The sequence below is a fragment of the Siphonobacter sp. BAB-5405 genome (genome assembly GCF_002872335.1).
Lineage (GTDB): Bacteria > Bacteroidota > Bacteroidia > Cytophagales > Spirosomataceae > Siphonobacter.
This window is the reverse complement of record NZ_NJAG01000013.1, coordinates 26,058-49,481: the sequence shown is the minus strand read 5'-3', so window position 1 is coordinate 49,481 and position 23,424 is coordinate 26,058. Positions and strand designations below refer to the sequence as shown.

General features: G+C 47.9%; 22 protein-coding genes and 1 pseudogene. 13 read left to right on the top strand and 10 right to left on the bottom strand.

Going from position 1 to position 23,424, the window contains the following annotated elements:
• Nucleotide 1: 1 nt before the first annotated feature.
• The 6 genes from atpH to BWI97_RS12330 all read right to left on the bottom strand — a co-directional run bounded on the left by atpH (nt 2) and on the right by BWI97_RS12330 (nt 3,306).
• The gene (gene atpH, locus BWI97_RS12355) at nt 2–541 is read right to left on the bottom strand and encodes an ATP synthase F1 subunit delta (RefSeq protein ID WP_102201217.1); all 540 of its coding nucleotides are present in this window, start codon (nt 539–541) and stop codon (nt 2–4) included.
• 48 nt (nt 542–589) lie between these two features.
• On the bottom strand, nt 590–1,084 hold the full coding sequence (gene atpF / locus BWI97_RS12350) for a F0F1 ATP synthase subunit B (protein WP_094814991.1): 495 nt from the start codon (nt 1,082–1,084) through the stop codon (nt 590–592).
• 143 nt (nt 1,085–1,227) lie between these two features.
• Nucleotides 1,228–1,485 carry an ATP synthase F0 subunit C gene (atpE, locus tag BWI97_RS12345; protein WP_102201216.1) on the bottom strand — a complete coding sequence of 86 codons (258 nt, stop codon included), beginning with the start codon at nt 1,483–1,485 and terminating at the stop codon, nt 1,228–1,230.
• Between the two features lie 72 nt (nt 1,486–1,557).
• On the bottom strand, nt 1,558–2,622 hold the full coding sequence (gene atpB, locus BWI97_RS12340) for a F0F1 ATP synthase subunit A (protein ID WP_102201215.1): 1,065 nt from the start codon (nt 2,620–2,622) through the stop codon (nt 1,558–1,560).
• Nucleotides 2,623–2,634: 12 nt separating this feature from the next.
• On the bottom strand, nt 2,635–3,009 hold the full coding sequence (locus BWI97_RS12335) for a hypothetical protein (RefSeq protein ID WP_102201214.1): 375 nt from the start codon (nt 3,007–3,009) through the stop codon (nt 2,635–2,637).
• Between the two features lie 87 nt (nt 3,010–3,096).
• Nucleotides 3,097–3,306, bottom strand: coding sequence for an AtpZ/AtpI family protein (locus BWI97_RS12330; RefSeq protein WP_094814985.1), 210 nt, complete (start codon nt 3,304–3,306; stop codon nt 3,097–3,099).
• A gap of 159 nt (nt 3,307–3,465) precedes the next feature.
• Here BWI97_RS12330 and BWI97_RS12325 point away from each other — a divergent pair, with 159 nt between their 5' ends.
• Complete coding sequence (locus tag BWI97_RS12325) at nt 3,466–5,583, top strand: tetratricopeptide repeat protein (RefSeq protein ID WP_158242745.1); 2,118 nt, start codon at nt 3,466–3,468, stop codon at nt 5,581–5,583.
• Nucleotides 5,584–5,851: 268 nt separating this feature from the next.
• Here BWI97_RS12325 and ettA read toward each other — a convergent pair whose 3' ends face one another.
• Complete coding sequence (ettA, locus tag BWI97_RS12320) at nt 5,852–7,519, bottom strand: energy-dependent translational throttle protein EttA (RefSeq protein ID WP_094814981.1); 1,668 nt, start codon at nt 7,517–7,519, stop codon at nt 5,852–5,854.
• 87 nt (nt 7,520–7,606) lie between these two features.
• Between ettA and BWI97_RS12315 the strand changes: the two genes are divergently transcribed.
• Complete coding sequence (locus tag BWI97_RS12315; protein ID WP_094814979.1) at nt 7,607–8,908, top strand: DUF349 domain-containing protein; 1,302 nt, start codon at nt 7,607–7,609, stop codon at nt 8,906–8,908.
• A gap of 151 nt (nt 8,909–9,059) precedes the next feature.
• Nucleotides 9,060–10,391, top strand: a complete 1,332-nt coding sequence (locus BWI97_RS12310) for a S41 family peptidase (RefSeq protein ID WP_102201212.1) — start codon at nt 9,060–9,062, stop codon at nt 10,389–10,391.
• A gap of 109 nt (nt 10,392–10,500) precedes the next feature.
• Here the strand turns inward: BWI97_RS12310 and BWI97_RS12305 are convergent, their stop codons facing one another.
• Both BWI97_RS12305 and BWI97_RS12300 read right to left on the bottom strand, forming a co-directional pair.
• The gene (locus tag BWI97_RS12305; protein WP_102201211.1) at nt 10,501–11,136 is read right to left on the bottom strand and encodes a porin family protein; all 636 of its coding nucleotides are present in this window, start codon (nt 11,134–11,136) and stop codon (nt 10,501–10,503) included.
• Nucleotides 11,137–11,393: 257 nt separating this feature from the next.
• Nucleotides 11,394–12,335, bottom strand: a complete 942-nt coding sequence (locus BWI97_RS12300; protein WP_094815061.1) for a GDP-L-fucose synthase — start codon at nt 12,333–12,335, stop codon at nt 11,394–11,396.
• Nucleotides 12,336–12,493: 158 nt separating this feature from the next.
• Here BWI97_RS12300 and BWI97_RS12295 point away from each other — a divergent pair, with 158 nt between their 5' ends.
• From BWI97_RS12295 to BWI97_RS12250, 10 genes and pseudogenes are all read left to right on the top strand, one after another.
• A complete protein-coding gene (locus BWI97_RS12295) occupies nt 12,494–13,561 on the top strand; it encodes a toxin-antitoxin system YwqK family antitoxin (RefSeq protein ID WP_141217555.1) in 1,068 nt (355 codons plus the stop codon).
• A gap of 226 nt (nt 13,562–13,787) precedes the next feature.
• Entirely contained in the window at nt 13,788–14,351 is a 564-nt protein-coding gene (locus tag BWI97_RS12290) for a DUF177 domain-containing protein (RefSeq protein WP_094814971.1), read from the top strand.
• 81 nt (nt 14,352–14,432) lie between these two features.
• Entirely contained in the window at nt 14,433–14,627 is a 195-nt protein-coding gene (gene rpmF, locus BWI97_RS12285; RefSeq protein WP_094814969.1) for a 50S ribosomal protein L32, read from the top strand.
• A gap of 155 nt (nt 14,628–14,782) precedes the next feature.
• Nucleotides 14,783–15,718, top strand: a complete 936-nt coding sequence (plsX, locus tag BWI97_RS12280; protein ID WP_094814967.1) for a phosphate acyltransferase PlsX — start codon at nt 14,783–14,785, stop codon at nt 15,716–15,718.
• A gap of 66 nt (nt 15,719–15,784) precedes the next feature.
• Nucleotides 15,785–16,771: a beta-ketoacyl-ACP synthase III gene (locus BWI97_RS12275; protein ID WP_094814965.1), complete on the top strand. Its 987-nt coding sequence runs from the start codon at nt 15,785–15,787 to the stop codon at nt 16,769–16,771.
• 157 nt (nt 16,772–16,928) lie between these two features.
• Entirely contained in the window at nt 16,929–17,492 is a 564-nt protein-coding gene (gene efp / locus BWI97_RS12270; RefSeq protein ID WP_094814963.1) for an elongation factor P, read from the top strand.
• 54 nt (nt 17,493–17,546) lie between these two features.
• Nucleotides 17,547–18,020 (top strand): acetyl-CoA carboxylase biotin carboxyl carrier protein, encoded by a 474-nt coding sequence (accB, locus tag BWI97_RS12265; protein WP_094814961.1) that lies wholly within the window; start codon nt 17,547–17,549, stop codon nt 18,018–18,020.
• A gap of 90 nt (nt 18,021–18,110) precedes the next feature.
• Nucleotides 18,111–19,450: pseudogene (accC, locus tag BWI97_RS12260) on the top strand (acetyl-CoA carboxylase biotin carboxylase subunit).
• Nucleotides 19,451–19,627: 177 nt separating this feature from the next.
• Nucleotides 19,628–21,067 carry an amino acid permease gene (locus tag BWI97_RS12255; RefSeq protein WP_102201321.1) on the top strand — a complete coding sequence of 480 codons (1,440 nt, stop codon included), beginning with the start codon at nt 19,628–19,630 and terminating at the stop codon, nt 21,065–21,067.
• A gap of 287 nt (nt 21,068–21,354) precedes the next feature.
• A complete protein-coding gene (locus tag BWI97_RS12250; protein WP_102201209.1) occupies nt 21,355–22,065 on the top strand; it encodes a glycosyltransferase family 2 protein in 711 nt (236 codons plus the stop codon).
• Nucleotides 22,066–22,154: 89 nt separating this feature from the next.
• Here the strand turns inward: BWI97_RS12250 and BWI97_RS12245 are convergent, their stop codons facing one another.
• Nucleotides 22,155–23,366 (bottom strand): hypothetical protein, encoded by a 1,212-nt coding sequence (locus BWI97_RS12245; protein ID WP_102201208.1) that lies wholly within the window; start codon nt 23,364–23,366, stop codon nt 22,155–22,157.
• Between the last annotated feature and the right edge of the window lie 58 nt (nt 23,367–23,424).

The window sequence follows — 23,424 nt, the reverse complement described above, 5'->3', positions numbered from 1 at the left end:
ACTAACTTTGAGCAAACTGAATTTTTAAATCATTCAAGCGACTCTTAATCGAATTATCAATCTGATTATCTCCTACCCGAAGTAAATAACCCCCAATCAGGTTGGGGTCTACGGTCTCCGACAGTTCAATTGACTTGCCCGTCTGTTGAGATACCACCGCTTTAAACTGGGTACGCTGGGCATCCGTCAGGGGTGAAGCTGTCGTAATATGGGCTACCTGGATTCCTTTTAGCTCCTGGTACTGTCGGTTGAATTCCCGAGCAACAGAAGGTAAAATAGATTCCCGATTTTTTTTCGTAATGATTTCAAAAATCGAAAACGTTACTGGACTCACACGGGACTGAAACAGGGCTTTCAAGATTTCCAGTTTCTTCCAGTGTTTAACGATAGGACTGTGTAAAGCCAGGGAAAAATCACGGTTGGTTTGGCAAATCTGCGTAAACAACTGCATATCCTCCTGCACTTTATCCAGCACTCCTTTTTCCTGAGCCAGCCCGATCAACGATTTGGCATATCGAAACGCTACGCTTTGGTCAGACATAGTGATAATACGTATTTATAACGACGGCTTTGTCGCCGTAGTACGTAATTAGTTCAATTTGGCATCTTTCAGCCAATCATTCACAAGAGCTTCCTGAGAAGTCTTGTCAGATAATTCGCGACGAAGTACCTTTTCAGCAATTTCCAGAGCGATTTTAGAAGTCTCGTCTTTCAGCTTCGATACGGCAGCCGCCTGCTCTTCGCGGAAAGTCTTGCGAGCTTTTTCGATTTCAGCTTTGGCTTCCTGAGCGGCTTCATTTTTTGCCGTGGCAATCATTTTCTCAGCCGTCTGGCGAGCCTGTTTCAGGATCGCGTCGCGTTCGATGATGGCATCGGCTTTGGCCCGATCGTTATCAGCTTTCAGCTGAGCCATTTCGTTACGCGTTTTCTTGGCGAGTTCGATAGCGTCTTCAATCGACTTTTCGCGTTCGTTCAGGCTCGACAGGATGGGTCTCCAGGCATATTTGCCCAACACGAAAACCAGGAGCAGAAAGAAAACCAATTGCCAGAAAATCAGACCAAGACTCGGGGTAATTAAGTCCATGACGTTGGAACTAGTTTGGGTTGAAAAATCAAATAGCGGCGAATGCCTATTTCTTTGTTTGTTTCACTCAGTGAGAAGAACATCGGGCCCGGTCACCTAATGCAAGCCGGGCCAGATGTCAGAATTTCGGCTCGAGGTGTGAATTACTTCACAGCTACGAGAAGACAGATTACCGCACCGAACAGGGCAACGGCCTCTACGAAAGCAGCTACGATCAACATCGCACCTTGTACTTTTCCAGAAGCTTCAGGCTGACGAGCGATAGCTTCCATGGCAGTACCACCGATACGACCGATACCCAGACCTGCACCAATAGCAACTAAGCCTGCACCGATTGCCGCACCAAGGTATGCTAAGGAAAGTCCACCTTCTTGAGCAACTTGTAAGAGAGTAGTCAACATGACTGTTTTATTTATTAAAGTGAAACAAAGAATGTATTTAAAAAAGACTGTAAAGAGCAAGCAAAGACGCTATTAATGATGATCATCGTGGTGATGCTCTTCAACGGCGGCTCCAATGTAACTGGCCGTAAGAACGGTAAAGATATACGCCTGTAGCACCGCTACCAGCAGCTCGATCATCGTCATGAATACCGTAAAGGGACCCACGATTACACTCAGAGCCGCTGACTTGAAAATGAAAATCAAGCTCAGTAAGCTCAGCAGAATGATGTGACCGGCTGTAACGTTCGCAAAAAGACGAACCATCAAGGAAAACGGTTTCATCATCATCCCTACAATTTCAACGGGCGTCATCACGATCAGCATCCATTTCGGTACACCGGGCATCGCGAAAATGTGCGTCCAGTAGGCTTTGCGACCGTTGAAGTTTACGACGATAAAGGTCAATACGGCTAGGGTAAGCGTTACGGCGATGTTACCCGTTACGTTAGCGGCACCCGGCAACAGACCCAGCAGGTTGTTAATCCAGATGAAAAAGAAAACGGTTAACAGGTAAGGCAGGAAGCGACGGTAGTGCTTTTCGCCGATATAGTTTTTAGCTACCTCATCACGAATAAAGATGATGAAAGGTTCCAGAGCCGATTGCAGACCTTTAGGAGCTTTACCCTGACGTTTGGCGTAGCCACCTTTCACAATCGAGAAAATGGTGATCAGCAGCACCACACTAATGATCAGCGACATTACGTTCTTGGTAATGGAAAAATCATAAACGTGTGATCCGTCTTCTGACGTAAAATGCTCATGATGTAAGTGGAATCCATCATGCTCGCCTGAACCATGGTAAAATGCGTTCGAGGAGTAGATGTTGAGGCCCCGGGTAGGCGTATACAGAATAACCGGAAGCGGAATAGCAAAGTGTGATTCGCCAATCGTAGCCAGGTGCCACTGGTGCTCATCGGCTACGTGGTGAAGAATCGTTTGACCAGGGTTAAATTCTTCCGTTTTTCCATGCTCATGGGTAGCTTCTGCATGGCCTTCGTGCTCGTGCTGAGCAAAAACGGCTTGCGAGCTAAAAACAGAAAGAGCAAAAGATAAAATACTGATTGCAAAGACTTTAAACGATCGATTGCGGCTCATCACGTAGGGATTTCAGGGCTTTTTCTCCGAAAAGTGCCGCAAGTTACTATACACGCCCGCAATTTCAAAACCTGTGAAAAATAAATAGAGTACAAAAAATTGAAGAATGAAGTGCTTGATGGCAAGGGTACCTAGAAAAAAGTAGACTATTAGGAATACAAAACTCAAAATCATCCGCAATACCATGCTGCCGAGGTAAAAGTTAACGAATTTATCGCCATTGTCAGCTAATCCCCATTTAACAAGCCGATAATTGAGAAAACCCAAGCAGGCAAAAAAGGCCAGCATATCCCAGCTATCGGGATGTATCCAAGCCTGAAGCCCCAATCGGGGAGCTAGAAAAAATACAATTCCTACGAAAAGTACGGGCAGGAGGGTTCGCCACATGTCGGGGTTTGATTAATACCAGCCTGCAAAGGTACGGCTTTGAAAAAAGTTCTCCTACCGCTTTTCCAGGTTTCAATGGCTGAGTTTTTAGGTTTTGGGTAGCCCCCGAATGAGAGAAATCAAGGCAGCTGCAATAAAAAATAGCGAACAGCCAATGGTAAACCAGGGCGTTTTTGTACCGACCCATTCGTCGAGCTTCAGCCCTAAAAAAACACCCACGCCAATCGTGACCAGCATTTGCATGGCTAGACCCGTATACCGGATGTAGGGGTTAAAATTCCGTTCTTCATTTTCCATAGGATATGCGGCTAGCGACTTATCTCAATTTTTTGAGAGGAATTTACGAACTTGGCATAAAATATGAGCCTAATTCCACGTTTTTAGGTTCGACTCTGCGTTTGATCCATGCCAACTCCATTGTACCGTTATAGCTTTCTAGTACTTTTTTTGCTCGGGATGATTAGCTGTACCCAGCATTCCACAGCCCCAGCGAATGTGGCGTTTCACAACCTGACTTCCAAGTACAACGCCTTATTACAGGCTCAGGAACTGTTAGGGGAAGCCAATAAAACCATTTTTGCTAATCGACGAGATAACTACGCGGCCCTGCTTCCGGTTTTAGTACCGATTGATTCGCAGGCGGCTTTGCTGGTAACTAACGAACTGGCGTCGGTGATTAAAAAAGCGTCCCTGGTAGCCGAGCGGCACCAGAATGCCAAATACCTTGACGATGCCTATCTGGTACTCGGGCAAGCTCGTTTGCAACAGGGTGACATCCGTAACGCCATCGAAACCTTCAAGTATATCAATACGAACTATCCCGATGGCAACGCTCGCTCAGCAGCTTTGATCGGACTCATGCGGGCGTATACGGAGGAAGGCGAGTATAACGTAGCTCTACGCGTAGCAGATGTGGTGCGTAATCTGCCCTTATCCAAAAGCGAAACGCTGGAGTATTACCTGACCAAGGCCTACTTACACCAGCAACGTCGGGAATACGCCGTAGCCGCTGCGATTCTGGAAGAAAGCTTACCGATGATGCCTAAAAATGATAAAAAGGCTCGGGTGTACTATGCATTAGGGCAGTTGTACGAACTAACGGACAAGCCAGCCAAGGCCATGAGTCAATACGCGGCCGTTCAGCGGAACCGGCCCAATTACGATCTGTCGTTTTATGCTCGACTGAACTCGCTGCTCAATCAGCCAAATCAGGATCCCAAGGTGAGTTTTAACCGCATGCTACGGGATCGTAAAAACGCCGATTTACAGGATCAGATTTATTTTGCCATGGGGTCCTACGAAGAGCGGCGTGGCCATATTCGGGAAGCGATTCCCTACTACAAAAGAGCCGCCAGTCTGGCCGCTCAGAAACCGGAACAACTGGCGGCAGTCTACCTGCGTATTGCGGATTTGAGTTACGACCCACTACAGGATTACGAAAGTGCCCAAATGTACTACGATAGCACGGTACAACTCAGACCCCGCAACCTGGGTAATCTGGCCCAGATTACAGAGAAGAAACGGGGGCTTGATCAGTTTGTCATGCACTTACGAGTCATCAAAACGGAAGATAGTCTGCAAAGACTGGCGGCGATGAATCCTACCCAGCTGGACAAGTACCTGGAGAAGGTGGTAAGCGATCGTCAGGCGAAGGAAGCCGCCGAAAAAAGACTGGCCGAGGAAAAAGCCGCCCGGGCCCGGCAGGAACAAATGCTAGCGGCATCGGGCATTCAGCCGGATAATGTACAGGCCTCCAATGTCTGGTACTTTTACAACCCTAATTCGGTGCAACGGGGTAGACAGGAGTTTCAGGAGAAATGGGGTACCCGAAAGCTGGAAGATAACTGGCGGCGGGTGACCAAGGAAACCTCCCTGACTTCGGATAATTCGAACATTACCGCTGTACGTCAACAAGGGGCTGTTGACCCTTCTAATCCACAGGCTACTCAGGCGGTTTCGCCCTTACAGGCTGAAGTCGAAAGTATGAAAAAGACGATTCCGTTTACGCCGGAAGCCCTGGATGCTTCGCGTAAAAAACAGGAACTGGCTTATTTTGAACTGGGCAAGTTGTACCGGTTGACGCTGAATGAAAATCAGAAAGCCATTCAAACTTTTGAACAGCTACTGACGCTCTTCCCCAGAACGCAGTACGAATCCGAGACGCTGTATTTGCTCTATCTGGCTGCCGAAGGAACACCCCGGCAGGGGGAGTACAAAAATCGTCTATTTCAGAAATTCCCCGATTCGTACTATGTGCGTCTGATTAACCGTAGCAGCCTGACCCCTTTGACGGCAGGAGCTGAATCGGAAGCCCAGAATCTGTACGCTCAGGCCTACGAAACCTACCGTCAGGGCGATTATACCAATGCGTTATCGCAAACCGAGCGTGGATTACAGGCTTACGCGGGAAATGCACTCGAAGATAAATTCGCCCTGCTCAAAGCGATGCTGATGGCGAAAACGCAAAATGCGGAGGCGTACCGAAAAGCACTCAATGAATTTATTCAGAATTATCCCGGAAGTAATTTGAAGCCTATGGCAGAAGAGATGCTGACGGCAGCCAAAGGCAAATGAGACGTTTGAGGCTTACGTTTTTGCCAGATACGGCACGACAGGCTATTGTTCAGATTACCCCATTGACAAACATTTGATTAACGAATGTATGGGTTAATGAGTACCGAAAACAAGCTGCGAGTGGAAGAGCGTATAGGACGCTCTGTGGTGCATACGCGATGGCAGAAGTATAGATTGCCCTGGATAGCAGAACCTAGAGCGATGCTAATCGATACGTAACCTAAAAAAAGTCCGGCACTGGTACGTTCGCATACCAGTGCCGGACTTTTTATACCAGTTTTTTATACTTGATCCGTTTCGGTGTAGCGTCCGTACCCAGACGTTTGCGACGGTTTTCTTCGTACTCGCTAAAGTTTCCTTCGAAGTAGTATACCTGTGAATCGCCTTCAAAGGCCAGAATGTGCGTAGCAATCCGGTCGAGGAACCAGCGGTCGTGGGAAATAATGACGGCACAACCCGCAAAGTTTTCCAGACCTTCTTCCAGGGCCCGCAGCGTGTTAATGTCGAGGTCGTTGGTCGGCTCATCTAACAGCAGCAGGTTCGAACCTTCCTTCAGCATCATGGCCAGGTGGACGCGGTTTCGCTCACCCCCGGACAGGTTTGAAATCTTCTTCTCCTGATCTGAACCGCCAAAGTTGAAGCGACTCACGTACGCCCGGGAGTTGACCATACGTCCCCCCAATAGCATCGGGTCGTTGCCCCCCGAAATGGTTTCGTAGACCGACTTATCCGCTTTCAGGTTATCGTGTAACTGATCGACGTAAGCCAGTTGAACCGTTTCGCCGACTTCAACCGTGCCCGTATCAGGATTTTCCTGACCCGTCAGTAATTTGAAAAGTGTCGTTTTCCCGGCACCGTTCGGCCCAATTACGCCGACGATACCCGCGGGAGGAAGCGAAAAGGTTAAATTTTCAAAAAGAATTTTATCGCCGTACGCTTTCGACACATTCTCAATTTCGATGACCTTACTGCCCAGACGGGGACCCGCCGGAATAAAGATCTCCAGTTTGTCTTCCCGTTCTCTGACATCCTCGTTCAGGAGGCGTTCGTAGGCACCCAAACGAGCCTTCGATTTAGCCTGACGAGCCTTAGGGGCCATGCGTACCCAGTCCAGCTCGCGTTGCAGGGTCTTCTGACGCTTCGATTCCTGCTTTTCTTCCTGCGATAGTCGTTTCTGTTTCTGCTCCAGCCAGGAGGTATAATTTCCTTTCCAGGGAATACCTTCACCTCGATCCAGTTCCAGAATCCAGCCCGCTACGTTGTCCAGGAAATAGCGGTCGTGGGTAACGGCAATAACTGTACCCTTATATTGCCGCAGGTGTTCTTCCAGCCACAGTACCGATTCCGCATCCAGGTGGTTGGTGGGCTCATCAAGCAGCAGAACGTCAGGTTCTTGAAGTAATAAACGGCATAAAGCAACCCGACGGCGTTCGCCACCAGAAAGCACGCCAATTTTGGCATCTTCGGGTGGACAACGCAGGGCATCCATAGCCCGTTCGAGTTTCGTGTCCAGCTCCCAGGCATCCAGGGCATCAAGTTTTTCCTGCACTTCTCCCTGACGGGCCAGTAGCTTGTCAAAGTCCGCATCGGGTTCACCAAACGCTTCATTGATTTCCTCAAATTCCTTAAGTAAACCTACCACTTCGGCGACGCCTTCTTCGACCACCTGGCGAACGGTTTTTTCGGGATCCAGCTGGGGTTCCTGCTCCAGCATACCTACTGAATAACCCGGAGAAAACACCACTTCTCCCTGGTAACTTTTATCAATGCCGGCGATGATTCGCATCAGCGTCGATTTTCCTGAACCGTTCAGACCCAGAATGCCAATTTTTGCCCCGTAGAAAAAGGAAAGAGAAATGTTTTTAATGATCGTTCGACTGGGTGGAATTACTTTACTCACCCGAGACATCGAAAAGATTATGGTTTCGTTACTCATTTTTTGTTTTATTTGTTGCTTGAATATCAGCACTGGCAAAAGTAAGGCGTTCAGGACCGTTTGCCCAGTCTCATCCCTCAAAAACCCATGGAGACCACCATCACACCCAACCGCTACGTAGAAGATACCCACGGTTACACAAAAGAAGGAAAAGTTTATCTGAAAGGCTACGCTGGCTATCCCGACCGGGAAATTGGCTACGTACGCAATACAGAAGAAGAAGCGTTAGATTATTTCCGGAATCGATTTCAGTTAGCTCAGCAAAAAGTCATCCAGCTTCACCAGGATGTGCAGGAAGCTCAAAATAAGGGCTCGTACCTGACTAAACTTTTGCAATTACGCAAAAACCTGCTGGAGTTCGACGGCCTTGGCGATTTTCCGCCCCTGCTGGCGATGCTCGATAAGCTGGAAACGTACCTTCGCGAACTGATCTCCTCGAACCAGGTAAAAAATCTGGAAATTAAACGAGCCCTGCTTGATGAGGTTCACCAGGCCGCTACGACCATTCCCGACTGGAATGAAGCCACGGACAAAATTCAGGAAATCAAAACCAAATGGCTAAAAACCGGACCGGTCGATAAACCCTACCACGATGAAATTGAGGGCGGTTTCGATCGAATTTCGGATGATTTCTTCCAACGCCGTCGCGAATACTACGCCGAACAAAATCGGATCATTGATGAACGCTTTGATAAACTCGAAGACATCGTTGCCGAATCGGAAAAATTAATGCGGAGTACGGAGTTTGATGAAGCCTTTGTACGGGTTCGTCAGCTACAGAATGAGTGGAAAACCGTAGGCCCCGTACCACCCAAGCGGCAAAGTAAGTTATGGAAACGCTTCAAAAAGGCGACGACCATTTTCTTCGACCGCTATAATGCCATGAAAGGCATTACGCCTCGTCCTCGGGTAGATCCCCGTTTACAGGAGCTGCAAAATATTGCGGCCGAAGCAGAAACGCTCACCGCATCTGTACATCAGGATATTATTTCCAAAGCCTCTGACCGGGCCAAGGAATTGCTGGTGAAGTGGAAAGACCTCGCTCCGAAGGTGAAAACGCTGGACCGGAACGTGGCCGAGAAATTCCGCTTAGCCTGCGATAAAGTATTTGAGTTGAACTACCTGCGTCGCGTGATTGGGTATCGCTACCCGGATTTCGACGAGAAGCCGAAACGTGATCAGCTGAAAATTCAGATTTATCAGATGGAATATCTGGTACGCAAGGAGAAGGGCGATCTGGAACAATATCTGGAGTTTGATGGCCGAATCCGGGCTTACGTAGCTGCTGACAAAGCCCTTTTCCAGAAGGTGAATACGCAAAAGCGGAAAGTAGCCGTGAAGGAAATGCTACTGGTTGAATTCAAACGCGATCTGGAAACGGTACTCTAACGATCCGGCATATTATTTTTTTCTAAAAGCCAGTCTTTCGAAAGACTGGCTTTTTTGTTTTAAAAAGTCCTTAAAATGAAATATTATGGGTTGAATTTCAGTTATCTATAGCTTTTGAGACCAATCCTTATTCCAAAACACTATATTCTGAATGAGAGCACTTCAATACGCCATAACGATCTTTTTACTGGGAACACTGGCTTCGTCGTGTAAAAAAGACAATGAGAACGATGTATCTACCGCCACGGCAGATGTACGAGACAGCGTTTACTGGTATAGTCAGGAAATGTATTTATGGCGTGACCGACTACCGTCCAAGGCAACTTTCAATCCTACGAGTTATCAGACTCCGGAAGCAGTCATGGAAAAGGTACGTACCTTCAGTCCGCTGGGTACCAATGGCAAAAATTTAGACCGCTGGAGTTTCGCCACAACTAAGAAAAACTGGGATAATGTAGCTTCTGGAGCAAGTGGCGACTTAGGCATGAGTTTCGGATTCATAGCCGCGAATGACTTACGGGTAGCTTTTGTGTACAAAAATTCCGACCCTGGTAAACAAGGGGTTCAACGCGGCTGGCAGGTGACATCGGTCGACGGTATTGCTGCTACCACTAGTAATGCGGATGCCCTCTCGAAAGCCCTTTTTAAAGAGTCCATGCAAATCACCTTTAAAAAACCGGATGGTACCTCTCAAACCTTATCGCTCAAGGTAGCTTCGTATCAAACCAATCCGGTTTTGACGCGTAGCATTATCAGTCAGAATGGTAAAAAAATAGGCTACATCGCCTTTGGTACTTTCCTGGGAGCTACTGCTGCCGCGGAATTAGACGAGGCCTTTGCTTATTTTAAAAGCAATAACGTAACCGATCTGATTTTTGACGAGCGGTACAACGGCGGGGGAGAGGTTGAGCTAGCCGAAAAAATAGCCAACCTGATTGCCCCTCGTTCCGCTGCAGGCAAGCTTATGTACAAGGATACGCATAATCAAAAGTACACGAGTTGGAATGAGACAGTAAACTTTGATAAGACCTTACCGGCGAGTAACCTGAACCTAAGTCAGGTCGTCTTCATTGCTACGGGAGAGACAGCTTCCGCTAGTGAATTACTGATTAACGTACTCAAGCCTTACATGACGGTGAAGGTAGTAGGAGAGACTACCTACGGAAAACCAGCGGGTTATTACCCGTTTTTAGTTATGAATTATTACACATTCCCGCTAGCAGTAAAGCAGGTGAATGCCAGTAATTACGGTGACTATTACGAGGGCCTTCCGGTAGATCGGCAACAGGCGGATGATGTGACCCGCAACTGGGGCGATCCGCAGGAGCTATGTGTTAAAGACGCGTTGAGTTTCATTACGACGGGACAATTCCCGGCTTCGAGCGGACGGCTAGCTAATTTCAATCCGTATGCCATTCGGGCACATCAGGTAGTGGACCTGCCCGGTGTACTCATGCGAAAGCCCGATACGCCGAAGCTATAATCGGTAGCCACGTTTAAATAGAAAACCTCCAGGCAACGCCCGGAGGTTTTTTCATTAACCTGAAAGTTATCTGTTGTACTGAAAATAAAAGGACGAGTGGGGGAAATGCTTAAAATTTATAACCTACGGAGAGTTGTACCGTCGAATTGCGTAGTTGAACCAAGTCGTTGAAGGACATGTCCGAGTTCTTACTGAATTTAAAGTCTTTATTCAGGTTATTGAAGCCATAATTATAGCGACCACCCACAACAAAGTTACCCGCTTCGAATTCCAGCCCGGCTACCCCGTCAATCCCTACTTTCTGGAAAGCATTGTCGTAATTAATGGCAAACCAGCTATTTAAACCAATCCGGGCATTAGCCAGGTAACTTACCTGCGGACCGGCTACAATGGATACATTAGGCGTCACGTGAATCTTCGCTAATACGGGTACACTGATCGTGTTCATCGTCACGGAACCAATTCCATTCAGGATCCGAAAGCCCTGACGTGAGTACAATAACTCCGGCTGAATACTGAATTTCTCGGCTACGGGAATGTCCGCAAACAGACCCGCGTGTAAATCCGTACGTCCGTTGACCAGGTTACCCGGCCGGGGCGAGACGATGACATTTGCCAGGTTCACCCCGCCTTTAATTCCAAAGCGAACGCCCTCGGGCTCGGTCGTCGGGCGGTAGCGATAGGACTGGGCATAGGTTACAATGATAGAAAGAACAAAGGCTGAAGTGAAGAATAATTTTTTCATGGCTTATCAGGGAAATACCCGTTTTATTGTTTTCGTTGCAAGGTCCGTTAGACGATTCAAAAGTGGCTTTGATTTGAATATTTCAAGAATTTCCTGCGTTAAAGAGTGTTAAGCCATTTCTGAAAAAATGTTAAGAAAAAAGGGGAGTTCTGAACCTGAGGCCATAAGCGAAAGGAAACTTTGAAAAAAAACCTAAAAAAGAAAGGGAGTCCATCGGTTGATGGACTCCCTGGTCAGAATGAGAAAGGAAAAGCGGCCTACAGGACGCGAATTTCTTCGTGCTCGACAAACTTCTCATATACTTTGCGAATGCCTTCGGGCAGATCCACCCGGTGCTTCCAGCCTAAACCATGCAGTTTGCTTACATCCATGAGCTTCCGCGGCGTACCGTCGGGTTTCGATGTATTCCAAACCAGCTCGCCTTCAAAGCCTACGGTTTCCTTCACCAGTTCAGCCAGGGCTTTAATCGACAAGTCTTCACCCGTACCCACGTTAACAAACTCTTCCCCGTCATAGTGTTGCATGAGGAAATAGCAGGCATCGGCCAGGTCATCCGAGTACAAAAATTCGCGTAAGGGCGAGCCCGTACCCCAGACTTCCACCGTGGGTGAACCATTCACTTTGGCTTCGTGGAATTTCCGGATCAAAGCGGGTAATACGTGCGAGTTCTGTAAATCGTAGTTATCGTTGGGACCGTACAGGTTGGTCGGCATAACCGAGATAAAGTTGCGGCCGTACTGACGACGATACGATTCACACATTTTAATGCCCGCGATTTTGGCAATGGCGTAGGGTTCGTTGGTAGGTTCAAGTTCGCTGGTGAGCAGGTATTCCTCTTTCAAAGGCTGAGGAGCCATTTTTGGATAAATACAGGACGAACCCAGGAACATTAATTTCTTGACGTCCGTTAAGTGAGCCGAATGAATAACGTTATTCTGAATCATCAGATTTTCGTAGAGAAAATCAGCTCGGTAGGTGTTGTTCGCCACGATGCCACCCACCTTGGCGGCGGCTAGAAAGACGTACTCGGGACGTTCTTCTTCAAAAAACTGCTGAACGGCCTCTTGGTTACGCAGATCCAGCTCTTTCGAGCCGCGGAGGGCGAAATTAGTGAAGCCCTCCTGCTGGAGTTTGCGGAGGATTGCCGAGCCAACCATGCCCCGATGGCCAGCAATATAGATTTTTGCGTTTTTTTCCACGATAGTCAACGATTATAATTGGCGGGAAGAGTTACATTTTTCTGCAAAAAACGAAAACTTTCCTATCTCTGCGTAATTCTTTCGCATTTTTGTATTAGATAATCAGCACGTTAAGAAAATAATTCCCGGACGTCTGCGTTCCAACCCCAGTAGAATCTATGCGTATGAGCCTTGATACAACGATAACTAAAATCTCCAGCTTCTGGTTTGTTGCCGGATTATGCGTGTGTCTAAGTCAGACGACTTTCGCCCAGAATGATTCCATCTTTACGACGGCTAAGAAGCCCCTCATCGAGAAAAGCGGCCGCAAAACGATTCTGGACGAACTGAGCGAAAAAAAGAATAAAATCAAGGAGGCTTTCAGCAGTAAGGAAAATTTGAAAAAGGCCGCTCTGGAAGGGGTATCGGCTAGTGCAGGTGTGAACTCTCCACTCGGGGAACTCAACAGTGACGGATTACCGGCCGATCTGGGATTGAAAGTATCGCACCGAACGAAGAAAAGCGGGAAAAAGAAAATCAACAAATTCGCGGCCAGCGAGTACGAGGGCATTCCCATTACCCATATTACCAATCGACTGGGTTCGGGCGAACGAGTGACCATTGAAGAGTTTTTTGTACTTAAAACCTACCAGACTCCCAGCGTATACGTTCGCGATATTCACTGGTTTGATTACCGGGCACACCGGATTCTGACGACTCTGATCAAGGACAAAGAATACGCCCAGATTCTGCACGGACCCTATCGACGATTCCGGGGTGAACACCTGGAAGAAGAGGGGTATTACTACATGGGCACCAAACACGGTCGCTGGGAAAAGTACGGGAAGGATGTGGACGGAGATGAAGGACTGACGGATAAACAGATCTATGAGAAAGGCTTTCCCAACGAATCGGTTATTACGTATTACGATGCGAATCAAACTAAAATCAAGGAAGTAATTCCCAAGATGCACGGGAAGTATACGGGGCTCTACCGCTCGTTTTATGAGGGTGGACAGCTCAAGGAAGAGGGAACGATGGATGATTCCGTACGCGTGAAACTTTGGCGGGAATACCATCAGTTTGGTTCGGGTGGACGTACCAAACGGGATATTCAGTACGGAAAAGACAAGTACGAAGCCATGGAAGGCACGGTGCTGCGGGAGTATGACAACCGGGGCAAATTGGTGTACGAAAACAAAAACAAGGGCAAAAAAGAGGAGGAAGTGGAAGGAGACCGTTTCTAAAACAGCTCTGGGTGGTACGCCAATTTAGCCCTGAATGAACAGAAGAGGATACGGTTCTGAGGCTAAAAATTAACTCGTGGGAGAGCGGGAAGCCCGGAACAAAGCCTGATTTTACGCATAGAAACCCTTAAATATTCACGAAAGTAGGCTGTTCTGGAAAAAATGATTTTTCTACCGTTGTAAAAATCAGCAGATTGGCCTAACTTTGCGAGCCTTTTTGACAGAGATGAGTAATCCAAAGGAATTACGCCAATACGATATTGATATTCTCCAGCTCGAAAACAAGCATTACGACTTTCATTTCGAGGGAGGTAACGAATTTTTCGCTGCTCTGGATCAGAATCTGATTTCAAAAGGAGCCTTTAAAGCGAAAGTAGGTCTGGACAAGTCGTCCACGATGCTGCAACTGAGTTTTGACATTGCCGGTAGCTACGAACTCATCTGCGATCGCAGTCTGGATCCTTTCGAGGAACCATTTCAGACCAAAGAGAAGCAGATTCTGAAGTTTGGAGATAAGGCAGAGCAACTCTCGGATGAAATCGAAATCATTCCCTGGGAAACGGCTACCGTAAATATCGCCCGCTTCCTGTTTGATTTCATCGGCTTAACCGTCCCCATGAAAAAGCTACATCCCCGGTTTCGTACGGCGGAGAGCGATGAAGAGGACGAAGAAGCTACCGCCGAAATTCTGGTGTACTCATCGGCTAAGCCCGACGAAAACGCCGAACCCGAGGTAGATCCCCGCTGGGAAGCCCTGAAAAAGTTGAAAAACGGTTCGAAAGGATCCTGATTTCAGCCCTGGTTAACGCGTATTCATATCGATCAATAGCTAACAAACGGCCGCCTGTAGCGGCTCATAATTAAGAACAACATGGCACACCCTAAACGCCGTCACTCCAGCACCCGTCGTGACAAACGCCGGACTCATGATAATCTGACCGTAAAACAACTGGCAACGGATGCTACTACGGGCGAAGTACACCTGTATCACCGGGCTCACGTACACGAAGGAAATCTGTACTACCGCGGTAAAGTGGTAGTTGAGAACTACAAAGCCAACGCCTAAGTACAGGCGTTCGGAATGGTTAATTGCTGGGTATTCATTGGAGATGAGAGGTTTGACCACTCCGGTCAGCTTCTACCGGTGAACTATCGGCAATTAACCATTTATTTTTTGGGCGAATCCCTTAATTTTGCCCGCCACCAAAATTGGTTACCTGGATGAAGATTGCTGTTGATGTTATGGGGGGTGATTTTGCCCCAAAAGCGATTGTAGAAGGAGCATTGCTGGCTGCTAATGAATTAACCGAGCAAGTTCGAATCGTATTGATTGGAAATCAGGCGGATATTCAGGAAGTTTTAGGTGAACGAACGTTACCTGCTACGATCGAAATTGTACATACCACCGAAGTGATTGCCATGGGCGAGCATCCTACCAAGGCCCTTTCTCAGAAGCCCAATTCCAGCATTGGAGTTGGGTTTAAACTTTTGAAAGAGCGAGTCGTAGATGCTTTCTGCTCGGCTGGCAATACGGGAGCGATGCACGTAGGGGCTCTCTTTAGCGTGAAAGCGGTTGAAGGACTCATTCGGCCCGCTATTGTGGGTTTTGCTCCGCAGGTTTCGGGTAAAATGGCCGTTTTGCTGGATATTGGTGCCAATGCCGACTGTAAGCCCGAAATGCTTGAACAATTCGGTGAAATCGGTTCCCTGTATGCTCAGTATACGCATGGCGTCGATAATCCCCGCGTAGCACTGGTGAATATTGGTGAAGAAGAACAGAAAGGATCACTCGTAGCTCAGGCGGCTCATCAGTTAATGAAAGCCACCAAGAAATACAACTTTATCGGTAACCTCGAAGGTAAAGAGCTGTTTACGGATAAAGCCGACGTGATTGTTTGTGATGGATTTACCGGAAACGTCATTTTAAAAATGGGCGAATCCATTTATGATATTCTTAAAAGCCGGGGTGTGGACGACGAATTTGTCAACCACATGAATTACGAAGCCGCGGGCGGAAGCCCTATTCTAGGCGTGAATGGAAACGTCATTATTGCTCACGGTATTTCTTCCCCGCTAGCGATTAAGAGTATGATTCTATTAGCCAAACGGCAAGTCGAATCAGACGTATATACGAAGATCAAGCAAGCGTTAAGTTAGCAAAGTGAGCACGAATCCGCCGACGTATGGGCAGTGGCTTCGTGCTTTTTTGCTTTAGAATACACTATGAAAATCACTGCAGCGATCACGGGCGTTCACGGATACGTGCCTGACTACATATTGACGAATGAAGAACTTTCGACAATGGTAGATACTTCAGACGAATGGATTACGAGTCGTACGGGCATCAAGGAGCGTCATATTCTCAAAGGCGAAGGACAAGGGACTTCGGTCATGGGCATTGAAGCAGTGAAGGGCTTACTGGCCAAAACGAATACGAAGCCGGAAGAAATAGATTTATTGCTGTGTGCAACGGTTACTCCCGACTACGTATTTCCTTCAACGGCCAATCTGATTGCAACGGCTTGTGGTCTGGGTCACGTACCCAGCTTCGATCTAGGAGCGGCCTGCTCGGGCTTTGTCTATGCACTGACCATCGGATCTCAGTTTATCGAAACCGGGAAATACCGTAAAGTCATTGTGGTAGGAGCTGATAAAATGTCGTCGATCGTTGATTATCAGGATCGGACGACGTGTGTGCTGTTTGGTGACGGAGCCGGAGCTGTTTTGCTCGAACCCAATGCCGATGGATACGGTATTATAGATTCGAAAGTTTATTCGGATGGAGCTGGAGTGCAACATTTGTACCAGAAGGCGGGCGGGAGCAAGTATCCACCCACGCTGGAAACGGTACAGAACCGCGAGCACTTTGCCCGTCAGGAAGGTCAGGCGGTATTCAAATTCGCCGTGGTACGAATGGCCGAAGTCGCCGCCGAAATCATGGAGCGAAATCAATTGACCAGCGAAGAGATTGCCTGGCTGGTGCCTCACCAGGCCAACAAACGCATCATTGATGCGACGGCTCAACGCATGGGCATTGGGCCCGAAAAGGTAATGCTCAATATTCACAAGTACGGTAATACCACCGCAGCTACGATTCCACTGTGTTTGTGGGATTACGAAAGCCAACTCAAGAAAGGCGACAATCTGGTACTGGCTGCCTTTGGCGGTGGGTTTACCTGGGGTGCCGCTTTGGTAAAGTGGGCGATCTAACTTTCTGTACGCATCTTTCCTGATGTTCATCAGGCTTTGAATACGAAGAAAGTAGCCAGCAGAAATCCTGGCTACTTTTATTATCAAATACCCTGGTTCCGGTTCACGAAATATCCGTTTGGAATCCAGCAACTCAAGCATTCAAAAATTCTCCTTCATGGCAACGACCGCAGACATCAAAAACGGCCTGGTCATTAATTACAATAACGACCTGTTCCAAATTGTTGAATTCTTACACGTGAAACCCGGTAAAGGCCCCGCTTTCGTACGTACGAAATTGCGGAACCTCACCACGGGTCGGGTTATTGATAACACGTTCAACTCTGGCGTAGCAATTTATCCAGTACGGGTAGAACGTCGCACGTTCCAGTTTCTTTACAAAGACGAAACGGGTTACAACTTCATGGATAACGAAACGTTCGATCAGATTACGCTGGACGAAAAACTCGTGGAAGGTGCTGATCTGATGAAAGAAGGACAGAACGTTGAAATTCTGATCAATACGGAAACGGAAGCTCCCTTAACGATGGAATTACCTCCCTTCGTTGAACTGGAAGTAACCTACGCTGAACCCGGCATCCGCGGGGATACGGCTAACTCCCCCAAGAAACCCGTAGAAGTAGAAACGGGTGCTAAAATCATGGTACCTCTGTTTATCGAGCAAGGTGAAAAAATCCGGATCGATACCCGTACCTACGATTACGTAGAACGCGTAAAGTAATACCGCCAGTCGGCCTGTACGCGTCGACTCTTCAAGACCGAAAATTCATTCACAATGGAAACCAAAGACATACAACATCTACTTGATTTCATCGCCCAGTCTGGATTGGACGAAGTAAACATTGAAACAACTGACCTGAAAATCAGCGTGAAGCGTTACGCGGGTGTAGCAGCTCCCGTGGCGGCTCCAGCTCCGGTAGCAGCCCCCGTAGCCGCTCCGGCTCCGGTAGTTACCCCGAGTGCTCCGGCGGCTCCAGCCCAGCCTGCAGCGGCGGCGGAAGCTTCCAACCTGATTACGGTTAAGTCACCCATGATCGGTACGTTCTACCGGGCGGGTAGCCCCGATGCTCCGGCATTCGTGGAAGTAGGTACGGAAATCAAACCCGGTAAAGTAGTTTGTGTGGTTGAAGCCATGAAACTTTTCAACGAAATCGAGTCAGAAGTATCTGGCCGTATCGTGAAAGTACTGGTTGAAAATGCCACGCCGGTAGAATACGACCAGCCGCTGTTCTTAGTTGAACCTGTGTAAGTTAGTTTTCTGTTTTCAGACGTCCGTTTTCAGTAGGAGCGGACGTTAATTTTAGTGAATACGGAAAACCGAAAACTGCAAACTGAAAAGATGTTTAAAAAGATATTAATTGCCAACCGTGGCGAGATTGCCCTGCGGATCATCCGTACCTGTCGGGAAATGGGTATTAAAACGGTGGCTGTATACTCGACTGCCGATCGCGAAAGTCTGCACGTACGTTTTGCGGATGAGGCAGTATGTATCGGGCCTCCGCCAAGTCGCCAGTCTTATTTAAGTATCCCCAACTTGATTTCAGCGGCTGAAGTAACCGGTGCCGATGCCATTCACCCCGGTTATGGATTCCTTTCGGAAAATGCCGAGTTTTCGCAAATCTGCCGCGAATACGGAATCAAGTTCATTGGAGCTACTCCCGAGCAAATCAATTCCATGGGTGACAAGGCTACGGCCAAGGCAACCATGAAAGCCGCTGGCGTACCGGTTATCCCCGGTTCTGACGGTTTGCTGGAATCCCTGGAGCAGGGAATCGAGTTGGCCCGTGGCATTTACCCCGTCATCATCAAGCTACGGCCGGTGGAGGTGGACGCGGTATGCGGGTCATTCGCAGCGAAGAAGAATTCGAAAAAGCCTGGCACGACGCTCGTACGGAATCGGCGGCGGCGTTCGGCAACGATGGTCTGTACATGGAGAAATTCGTGGAAGAACCCCGTCACATCGAAATTCAGATCGTAGGGGATCAATTTGGTCGGGTATGCCACCTGTCCGAACGCGATTGCTCCATCCAGCGTCGTCACCAGAAACTGGTCGAAGAAACGCCTTCTCCCATCATTACGCCGGAGTTACGGGCGAAAATGGGTGAGGCCGCCATCAAAGGAGCATCCGCCATCGGTTACGAAGGAGCGGGTACCATTGAGTTCCTCGTTGACAAACACGGTAACTTCTACTTCATGGAAATGAACACCCGTATTCAGGTAGAACACCCGATTACGGAAGAAGTAACCGATTTCGATTTGATCAAAGAACAAATCAAAGTGGCCGCCGGTGTACCCATTTCAGGTCAGAGCTACAGCCCGAAACTGTACTCGATGGAATGCCGCATCAATGCCGAAGATCCCGGACATAATTTCCGTCCGGCTCCCGGCAAAATCACGACGCTGCACCTGCCCGGTGGACACGGCGTACGGATTGACAGCCACGTATACGCGGGTTACACCATTCCGCCGAATTATGATTCCATGATTGCCAAGGTAATCGTAACGGGTCAGAGTCGGGAGGAAGTGATTACGCGGATGAAACGGGCTCTGTCGGAATTCGTTATTGAAGGCGTAAAAACGACGATTCCTTTCCATTTGCGACTCATGGACGATCCATCTTTCCAAAGTGGACAGTTCACGACGCAATTCCTCAATGACTTCGATTTCAGTGGACTTTAAGAGTCAACTGGTATGGATACTGAAAAAGGCTGGAGCGATCCAGCCTTTTTTTATGGCTTGAAAGTCCGGAAACTTGCCGCACTTTCGTTCCAGATGATCCTATTTTCAGGGTCAACGATAGCGGGATCGCCCTTCGCAAATTATATTTACAAAATTCCCTACCAAAAAGATAGATTAATGAGCCGGATTAAGTCCATTGCTTCGCTGCAAACCGAAGCTGCCGAACAAGGCAGTAATACCCTGAAACGAAGCCTGAGTTCCTGGAATCTAATTGCCATTGGCATTGGCGTAATCATTGGAGCCGGCTTGTTTTCGCTGACGGGCATTGCGGCAGCCAACAATACGGGTCCGGCCGTCGTGCTATCCTTTTTGCTGGCCGCTGTTGGTTGTGCATTCAGTGCCTTATGTTACGCCGAATTTGCTTCCATGGTGCCCGTAGCGGGTAGTGCCTATACGTATGCCTACGCCACCATGGGCGAACTTTTCGCCTGGATCATCGGCTGGGATTTAATCCTCGAATACTCTGTAGGAGCAGCAACCGTTTCGATTAGCTGGTCGCAGTACCTGATTAAATTTCTGTCTTCCTACGGGATTCACCTGCCACCGCAGTGGGTACGCGGTCCTTTTGAAGCCGTAACGCTGGCGAATGGTAGTACAGTCAGCGGAATTATGAATTTGCCGGCCCTGCTTATTCTCTGGATCATCACCGCCATTATCATTCGCGGTACGAAGGGATCGGCCTGGGTGAATGGCATCATTGTGGCGATCAAAGTGGCCGTAGTAATCGTGTTTATTGCGTTGGGTATTCAGTACATCAAACCGGAGAACTATCATCCGTTCATTCCTGAAAACACGGGTACTTTCGGCGAATTCGGAGCGAGTGGAATCCTTCGCGGAGCCGGTGTGATTTTCTTCGTATTCATTGGTTTCGACATTGTAGCGGCGATGGCTCAGGAAGCCCGCAATCCCCAACGAACCATGCCCATTGGCATTATTGGGTCTTTGGCCATCTGTACGGTATTATTCGTGGTCTTTGGCTTTGTCCTTACGGGTATGGCTCACTATACGGAATTCAAAAATAGTGCGGCTCCCATCGCCGTCGCGATCGAAAAAACACCATATCAGTGGCTACAGCAACTGATCATCTTGGGAATTCTGATTGGGTATACCTCCGTAATCATGGTGGACTTGCTGGGACAGTCCCGGGTATTCTATACCATGAGTAAAGACGGCCTGCTGCCTAGGGTCTTTTCCAGCCTGCATCCGCGTTTTCAGACACCGCATAAATCCAACGTTTTACTATGCGTTTTCATCAGTTTATTTGCCGGGTTCATGCCCATTCATATCGTGGGTGAAATGGTTAGTATCGGTACATTACTGGCTTTTGTAATGGTTTGTCTGGGCGTGATTGTCCTCCGAAAACGTCAACCCGAGACGCCTCGTCCATTCCGTACGCCCTGGGTACCTGTAGTGCCTATTTTAGGAATCCTCACGTGTTTGCTCATGATGTTTTCCCTGCCCGTAGATACCTGGATTCGCCTGATCGTATGGTTGCTGATTGGCTTCGCGATTTATTTTCTGTATGGGAAAAAACAAAGCAAACTGCGGGAAGAATAAGTTTAAAAAGGCCTGATTGATTTGAATTCTGAATACCTGCCTTCTATTTTTTTAAAAGAGCAGATAAATAGGTACGTATACGCGTTGTTATAATAATTTTTTGCTACAAGTGGCTGTAGTTCAGTGGTTTATTTAGGTATGATAAGAGCAGGAACGTGTTCGCAAACCGCTGTAAGTCTGGTAACTGATCCTGGTGCTTATTCCGCTCCTATGGAATTTTCTGCCTATCTTTTCAGGCTTTTTTAAAGCTACTTCCCGAACTTTCGATCTTACCCTATCGCGTTTACATGTTACTATCTGTTATTGTTCCAGCATACAACGAAGAAAAGACGATCCAAAGAGTTCTTTCGCGATTGGAATCTATTCAACTCCTTCAGCCTTTTCAGAAAGAAATTATTGTCATCAACGACTGCTCAAAAGATCAGACGGAACGGGCCGTTAAGGAATTTCAAAGTCTGCATCCCCACCTGGATTTAACGTACTTGAAACACGAAGTAAATCAGGGAAAGGGAGCCGCTTTACATACCGGTTTTAAAGCAGCCAAAGGAGATTATATTATTGTACAGGATGCAGATCTGGAGTACGATCCCGAGGAATTTAACTTACTGTTGAAACCGATCATCAATGGCTATGCCGACGTGGTGTACGGTTCCCGGTTCATGGGCGGTCGTCCGCACCGGATTTTGTTCTTCTGGCATTCCATCGGCAACAAAATGCTGACTTTCGCCAGTAACATGTTTACCAATCTCAACCTGACGGATATGGAAACGTGTTACAAACTTTTTCGGGCCGATCTGCTGAAAGGACTGACTTTAGAAGAAAAACGGTTCGGCTTTGAACCCGAAGTAACGGCCAAAATTTCCCGGATTAAGGGCATCCGGATTTATGAAGTAGGTGTTTCATATTACGGTCGCACCTACGAGGAAGGCAAAAAAATCAACTGGAAAGACGGCTTCCGGGCCATTTACTGTATCATTAAGTACGGTCTGGGCGGATAGGTACATACAAAGTCTACGATTCAAAAAGAAAACGTTCCGAAGCTCAGTTTCGGAACGTTTTCTTTTAGGATGGTGCGATTTAGCTACGTTTAGTCTTCTGTTTTCTTCTGTAGGGGCCAATACGCGTTAAACAAGGTCAAATACCATAGGATGAGTACGGTTGGCAGCGAATACTTATCCCAGGAAAGTTGAGCTTTTCCGAGCATTAGCAGATTAATCAGTAGTACCCAGCTACCCAGCGAAAGCTCGGGTGTAATGAATCGCATCAACAGCAGGAGCATCAGAGCGGCGTACAGCAATTGTTTGACAAGGCCCGAAAGTCCGATTAGGGTCAATCCCTGATCAACATAGCCCAGATACGGCCAGTCAAAATACTTGTTATTCGTTTGCTGAGCCGGGAAGAATACAGCAATAACCAGAACTACAATAACCAGGCCACTAAAGAGAAGGGGATTCTTCCGGGGATAAGCCAGATAGTGACCCCAGCGGCGGGTCATCAGGGCTTCGGGAATGACAAAATAGACGCTGATACAGGAACTGGCGTAGAGGACAAAACCCAGATTATAAATCTTACCCGTCTCGTAATACTGACGGGCCATTTCGGCCGCCGGAGCCGCTCCTTTCCACAGTAAAATCCAGGGTACCAGACTCAGTACGGCCAACAGGTAAGCAAGCCAGGGCGTTTGCTTGAAAAAAACCGCGATAAACCCCCAACCATTGCGTTGATACGATTGCCAGGCCAGATGCATGAGGATTGCGGCTGGAAAGGCAATCATATACTGCCGTGAACAAACCGCTGCGATAAAAAACAGACTGGCTACCACGTGTGAATTCCGCAGGTAATACACAAAACCCAGCAGCACGCAAATCATGGCAATAATGTCCGTGTAGTAGTAAATGCTGCAGAGGTAATAACTGGGAAACAGGAAAATGCCGATCAGGCTTACCCACAGACGAGCCGTAGGCCGGGGCGGGGTCCAGATAAACAGGAGAAGAATGCCATAGCTCAGAACGAAATTCAGCATCCGCAGGTAAAAAATGTCTTCGCCAAATAACCGAATGATCCAGCCACCCAGTATAAAAGGCAGGGGCGTATTCAGCTCTCCGTACGTTTCGAGTAACTTCAGCGAAGGAATTGGTTCTTTACTGAACTGAATGGCGGTTTGCAGAAAGTGAATTTCATCCTGATACAGGGCTTCGCTGAAAAAGCGTTTATACACAAAAATCAAAGCGTATATCACTAGAAAAACCAGCGAGGCAATGAGGGGTCGAGTCGTGCGGGAAGGAGACGTTTGCGTCATGATAGGAAGAAGGATTCAGGTACTGGGGAAAACCAGCAAAGGGCATCCCTGCGGATAG

Excerpts from the sequence above, each read along its gene's own strand:
- atpH (WP_102201217.1), bottom strand. The coding sequence starts at position 541 with ATGTCTGACCAAAGCGTAGCGTTTCGATATGCCAAATCGTTGATCGGG.
- atpF (WP_094814991.1), bottom strand. The coding sequence starts at position 1,084 with ATGGACTTAATTACCCCGAGTCTTGGTCTGATTTTCTGGCAATTGGTT.
- atpE (WP_102201216.1), bottom strand. The coding sequence starts at position 1,485 with ATGTTGACTACTCTCTTACAAGTTGCTCAAGAAGGTGGACTTTCCTTA.
- atpB (WP_102201215.1), bottom strand. The coding sequence starts at position 2,622 with ATGAGCCGCAATCGATCGTTTAAAGTCTTTGCAATCAGTATTTTATCT.
- BWI97_RS12335 (WP_102201214.1), bottom strand. The coding sequence starts at position 3,009 with ATGTGGCGAACCCTCCTGCCCGTACTTTTCGTAGGAATTGTATTTTTT.
- BWI97_RS12330 (WP_094814985.1), bottom strand. The coding sequence starts at position 3,306 with ATGGAAAATGAAGAACGGAATTTTAACCCCTACATCCGGTATACGGGT.
- BWI97_RS12325 (WP_158242745.1), top strand. The coding sequence starts at position 3,466 with ATGATTAGCTGTACCCAGCATTCCACAGCCCCAGCGAATGTGGCGTTT.
- ettA (WP_094814981.1), bottom strand. The coding sequence starts at position 7,519 with ATGAGTAACGAAACCATAATCTTTTCGATGTCTCGGGTGAGTAAAGTA.
- BWI97_RS12315 (WP_094814979.1), top strand. The coding sequence starts at position 7,607 with ATGGAGACCACCATCACACCCAACCGCTACGTAGAAGATACCCACGGT.
- BWI97_RS12310 (WP_102201212.1), top strand. The coding sequence starts at position 9,060 with ATGAGAGCACTTCAATACGCCATAACGATCTTTTTACTGGGAACACTG.
- BWI97_RS12305 (WP_102201211.1), bottom strand. The coding sequence starts at position 11,136 with ATGAAAAAATTATTCTTCACTTCAGCCTTTGTTCTTTCTATCATTGTA.
- BWI97_RS12295 (WP_141217555.1), top strand. The coding sequence starts at position 12,494 with ATGCGTATGAGCCTTGATACAACGATAACTAAAATCTCCAGCTTCTGG.
- BWI97_RS12290 (WP_094814971.1), top strand. The coding sequence starts at position 13,788 with ATGAGTAATCCAAAGGAATTACGCCAATACGATATTGATATTCTCCAG.
- rpmF (WP_094814969.1), top strand. The coding sequence starts at position 14,433 with ATGGCACACCCTAAACGCCGTCACTCCAGCACCCGTCGTGACAAACGC.
- plsX (WP_094814967.1), top strand. The coding sequence starts at position 14,783 with ATGAAGATTGCTGTTGATGTTATGGGGGGTGATTTTGCCCCAAAAGCG.
- BWI97_RS12275 (WP_094814965.1), top strand. The coding sequence starts at position 15,785 with ATGAAAATCACTGCAGCGATCACGGGCGTTCACGGATACGTGCCTGAC.
- efp (WP_094814963.1), top strand. The coding sequence starts at position 16,929 with ATGGCAACGACCGCAGACATCAAAAACGGCCTGGTCATTAATTACAAT.
- accB (WP_094814961.1), top strand. The coding sequence starts at position 17,547 with ATGGAAACCAAAGACATACAACATCTACTTGATTTCATCGCCCAGTCT.
- BWI97_RS12255 (WP_102201321.1), top strand. The coding sequence starts at position 19,628 with ATGAGCCGGATTAAGTCCATTGCTTCGCTGCAAACCGAAGCTGCCGAA.
- BWI97_RS12250 (WP_102201209.1), top strand. The coding sequence starts at position 21,355 with ATGTTACTATCTGTTATTGTTCCAGCATACAACGAAGAAAAGACGATC.
- BWI97_RS12245 (WP_102201208.1), bottom strand. The coding sequence starts at position 23,366 with ATGACGCAAACGTCTCCTTCCCGCACGACTCGACCCCTCATTGCCTCG.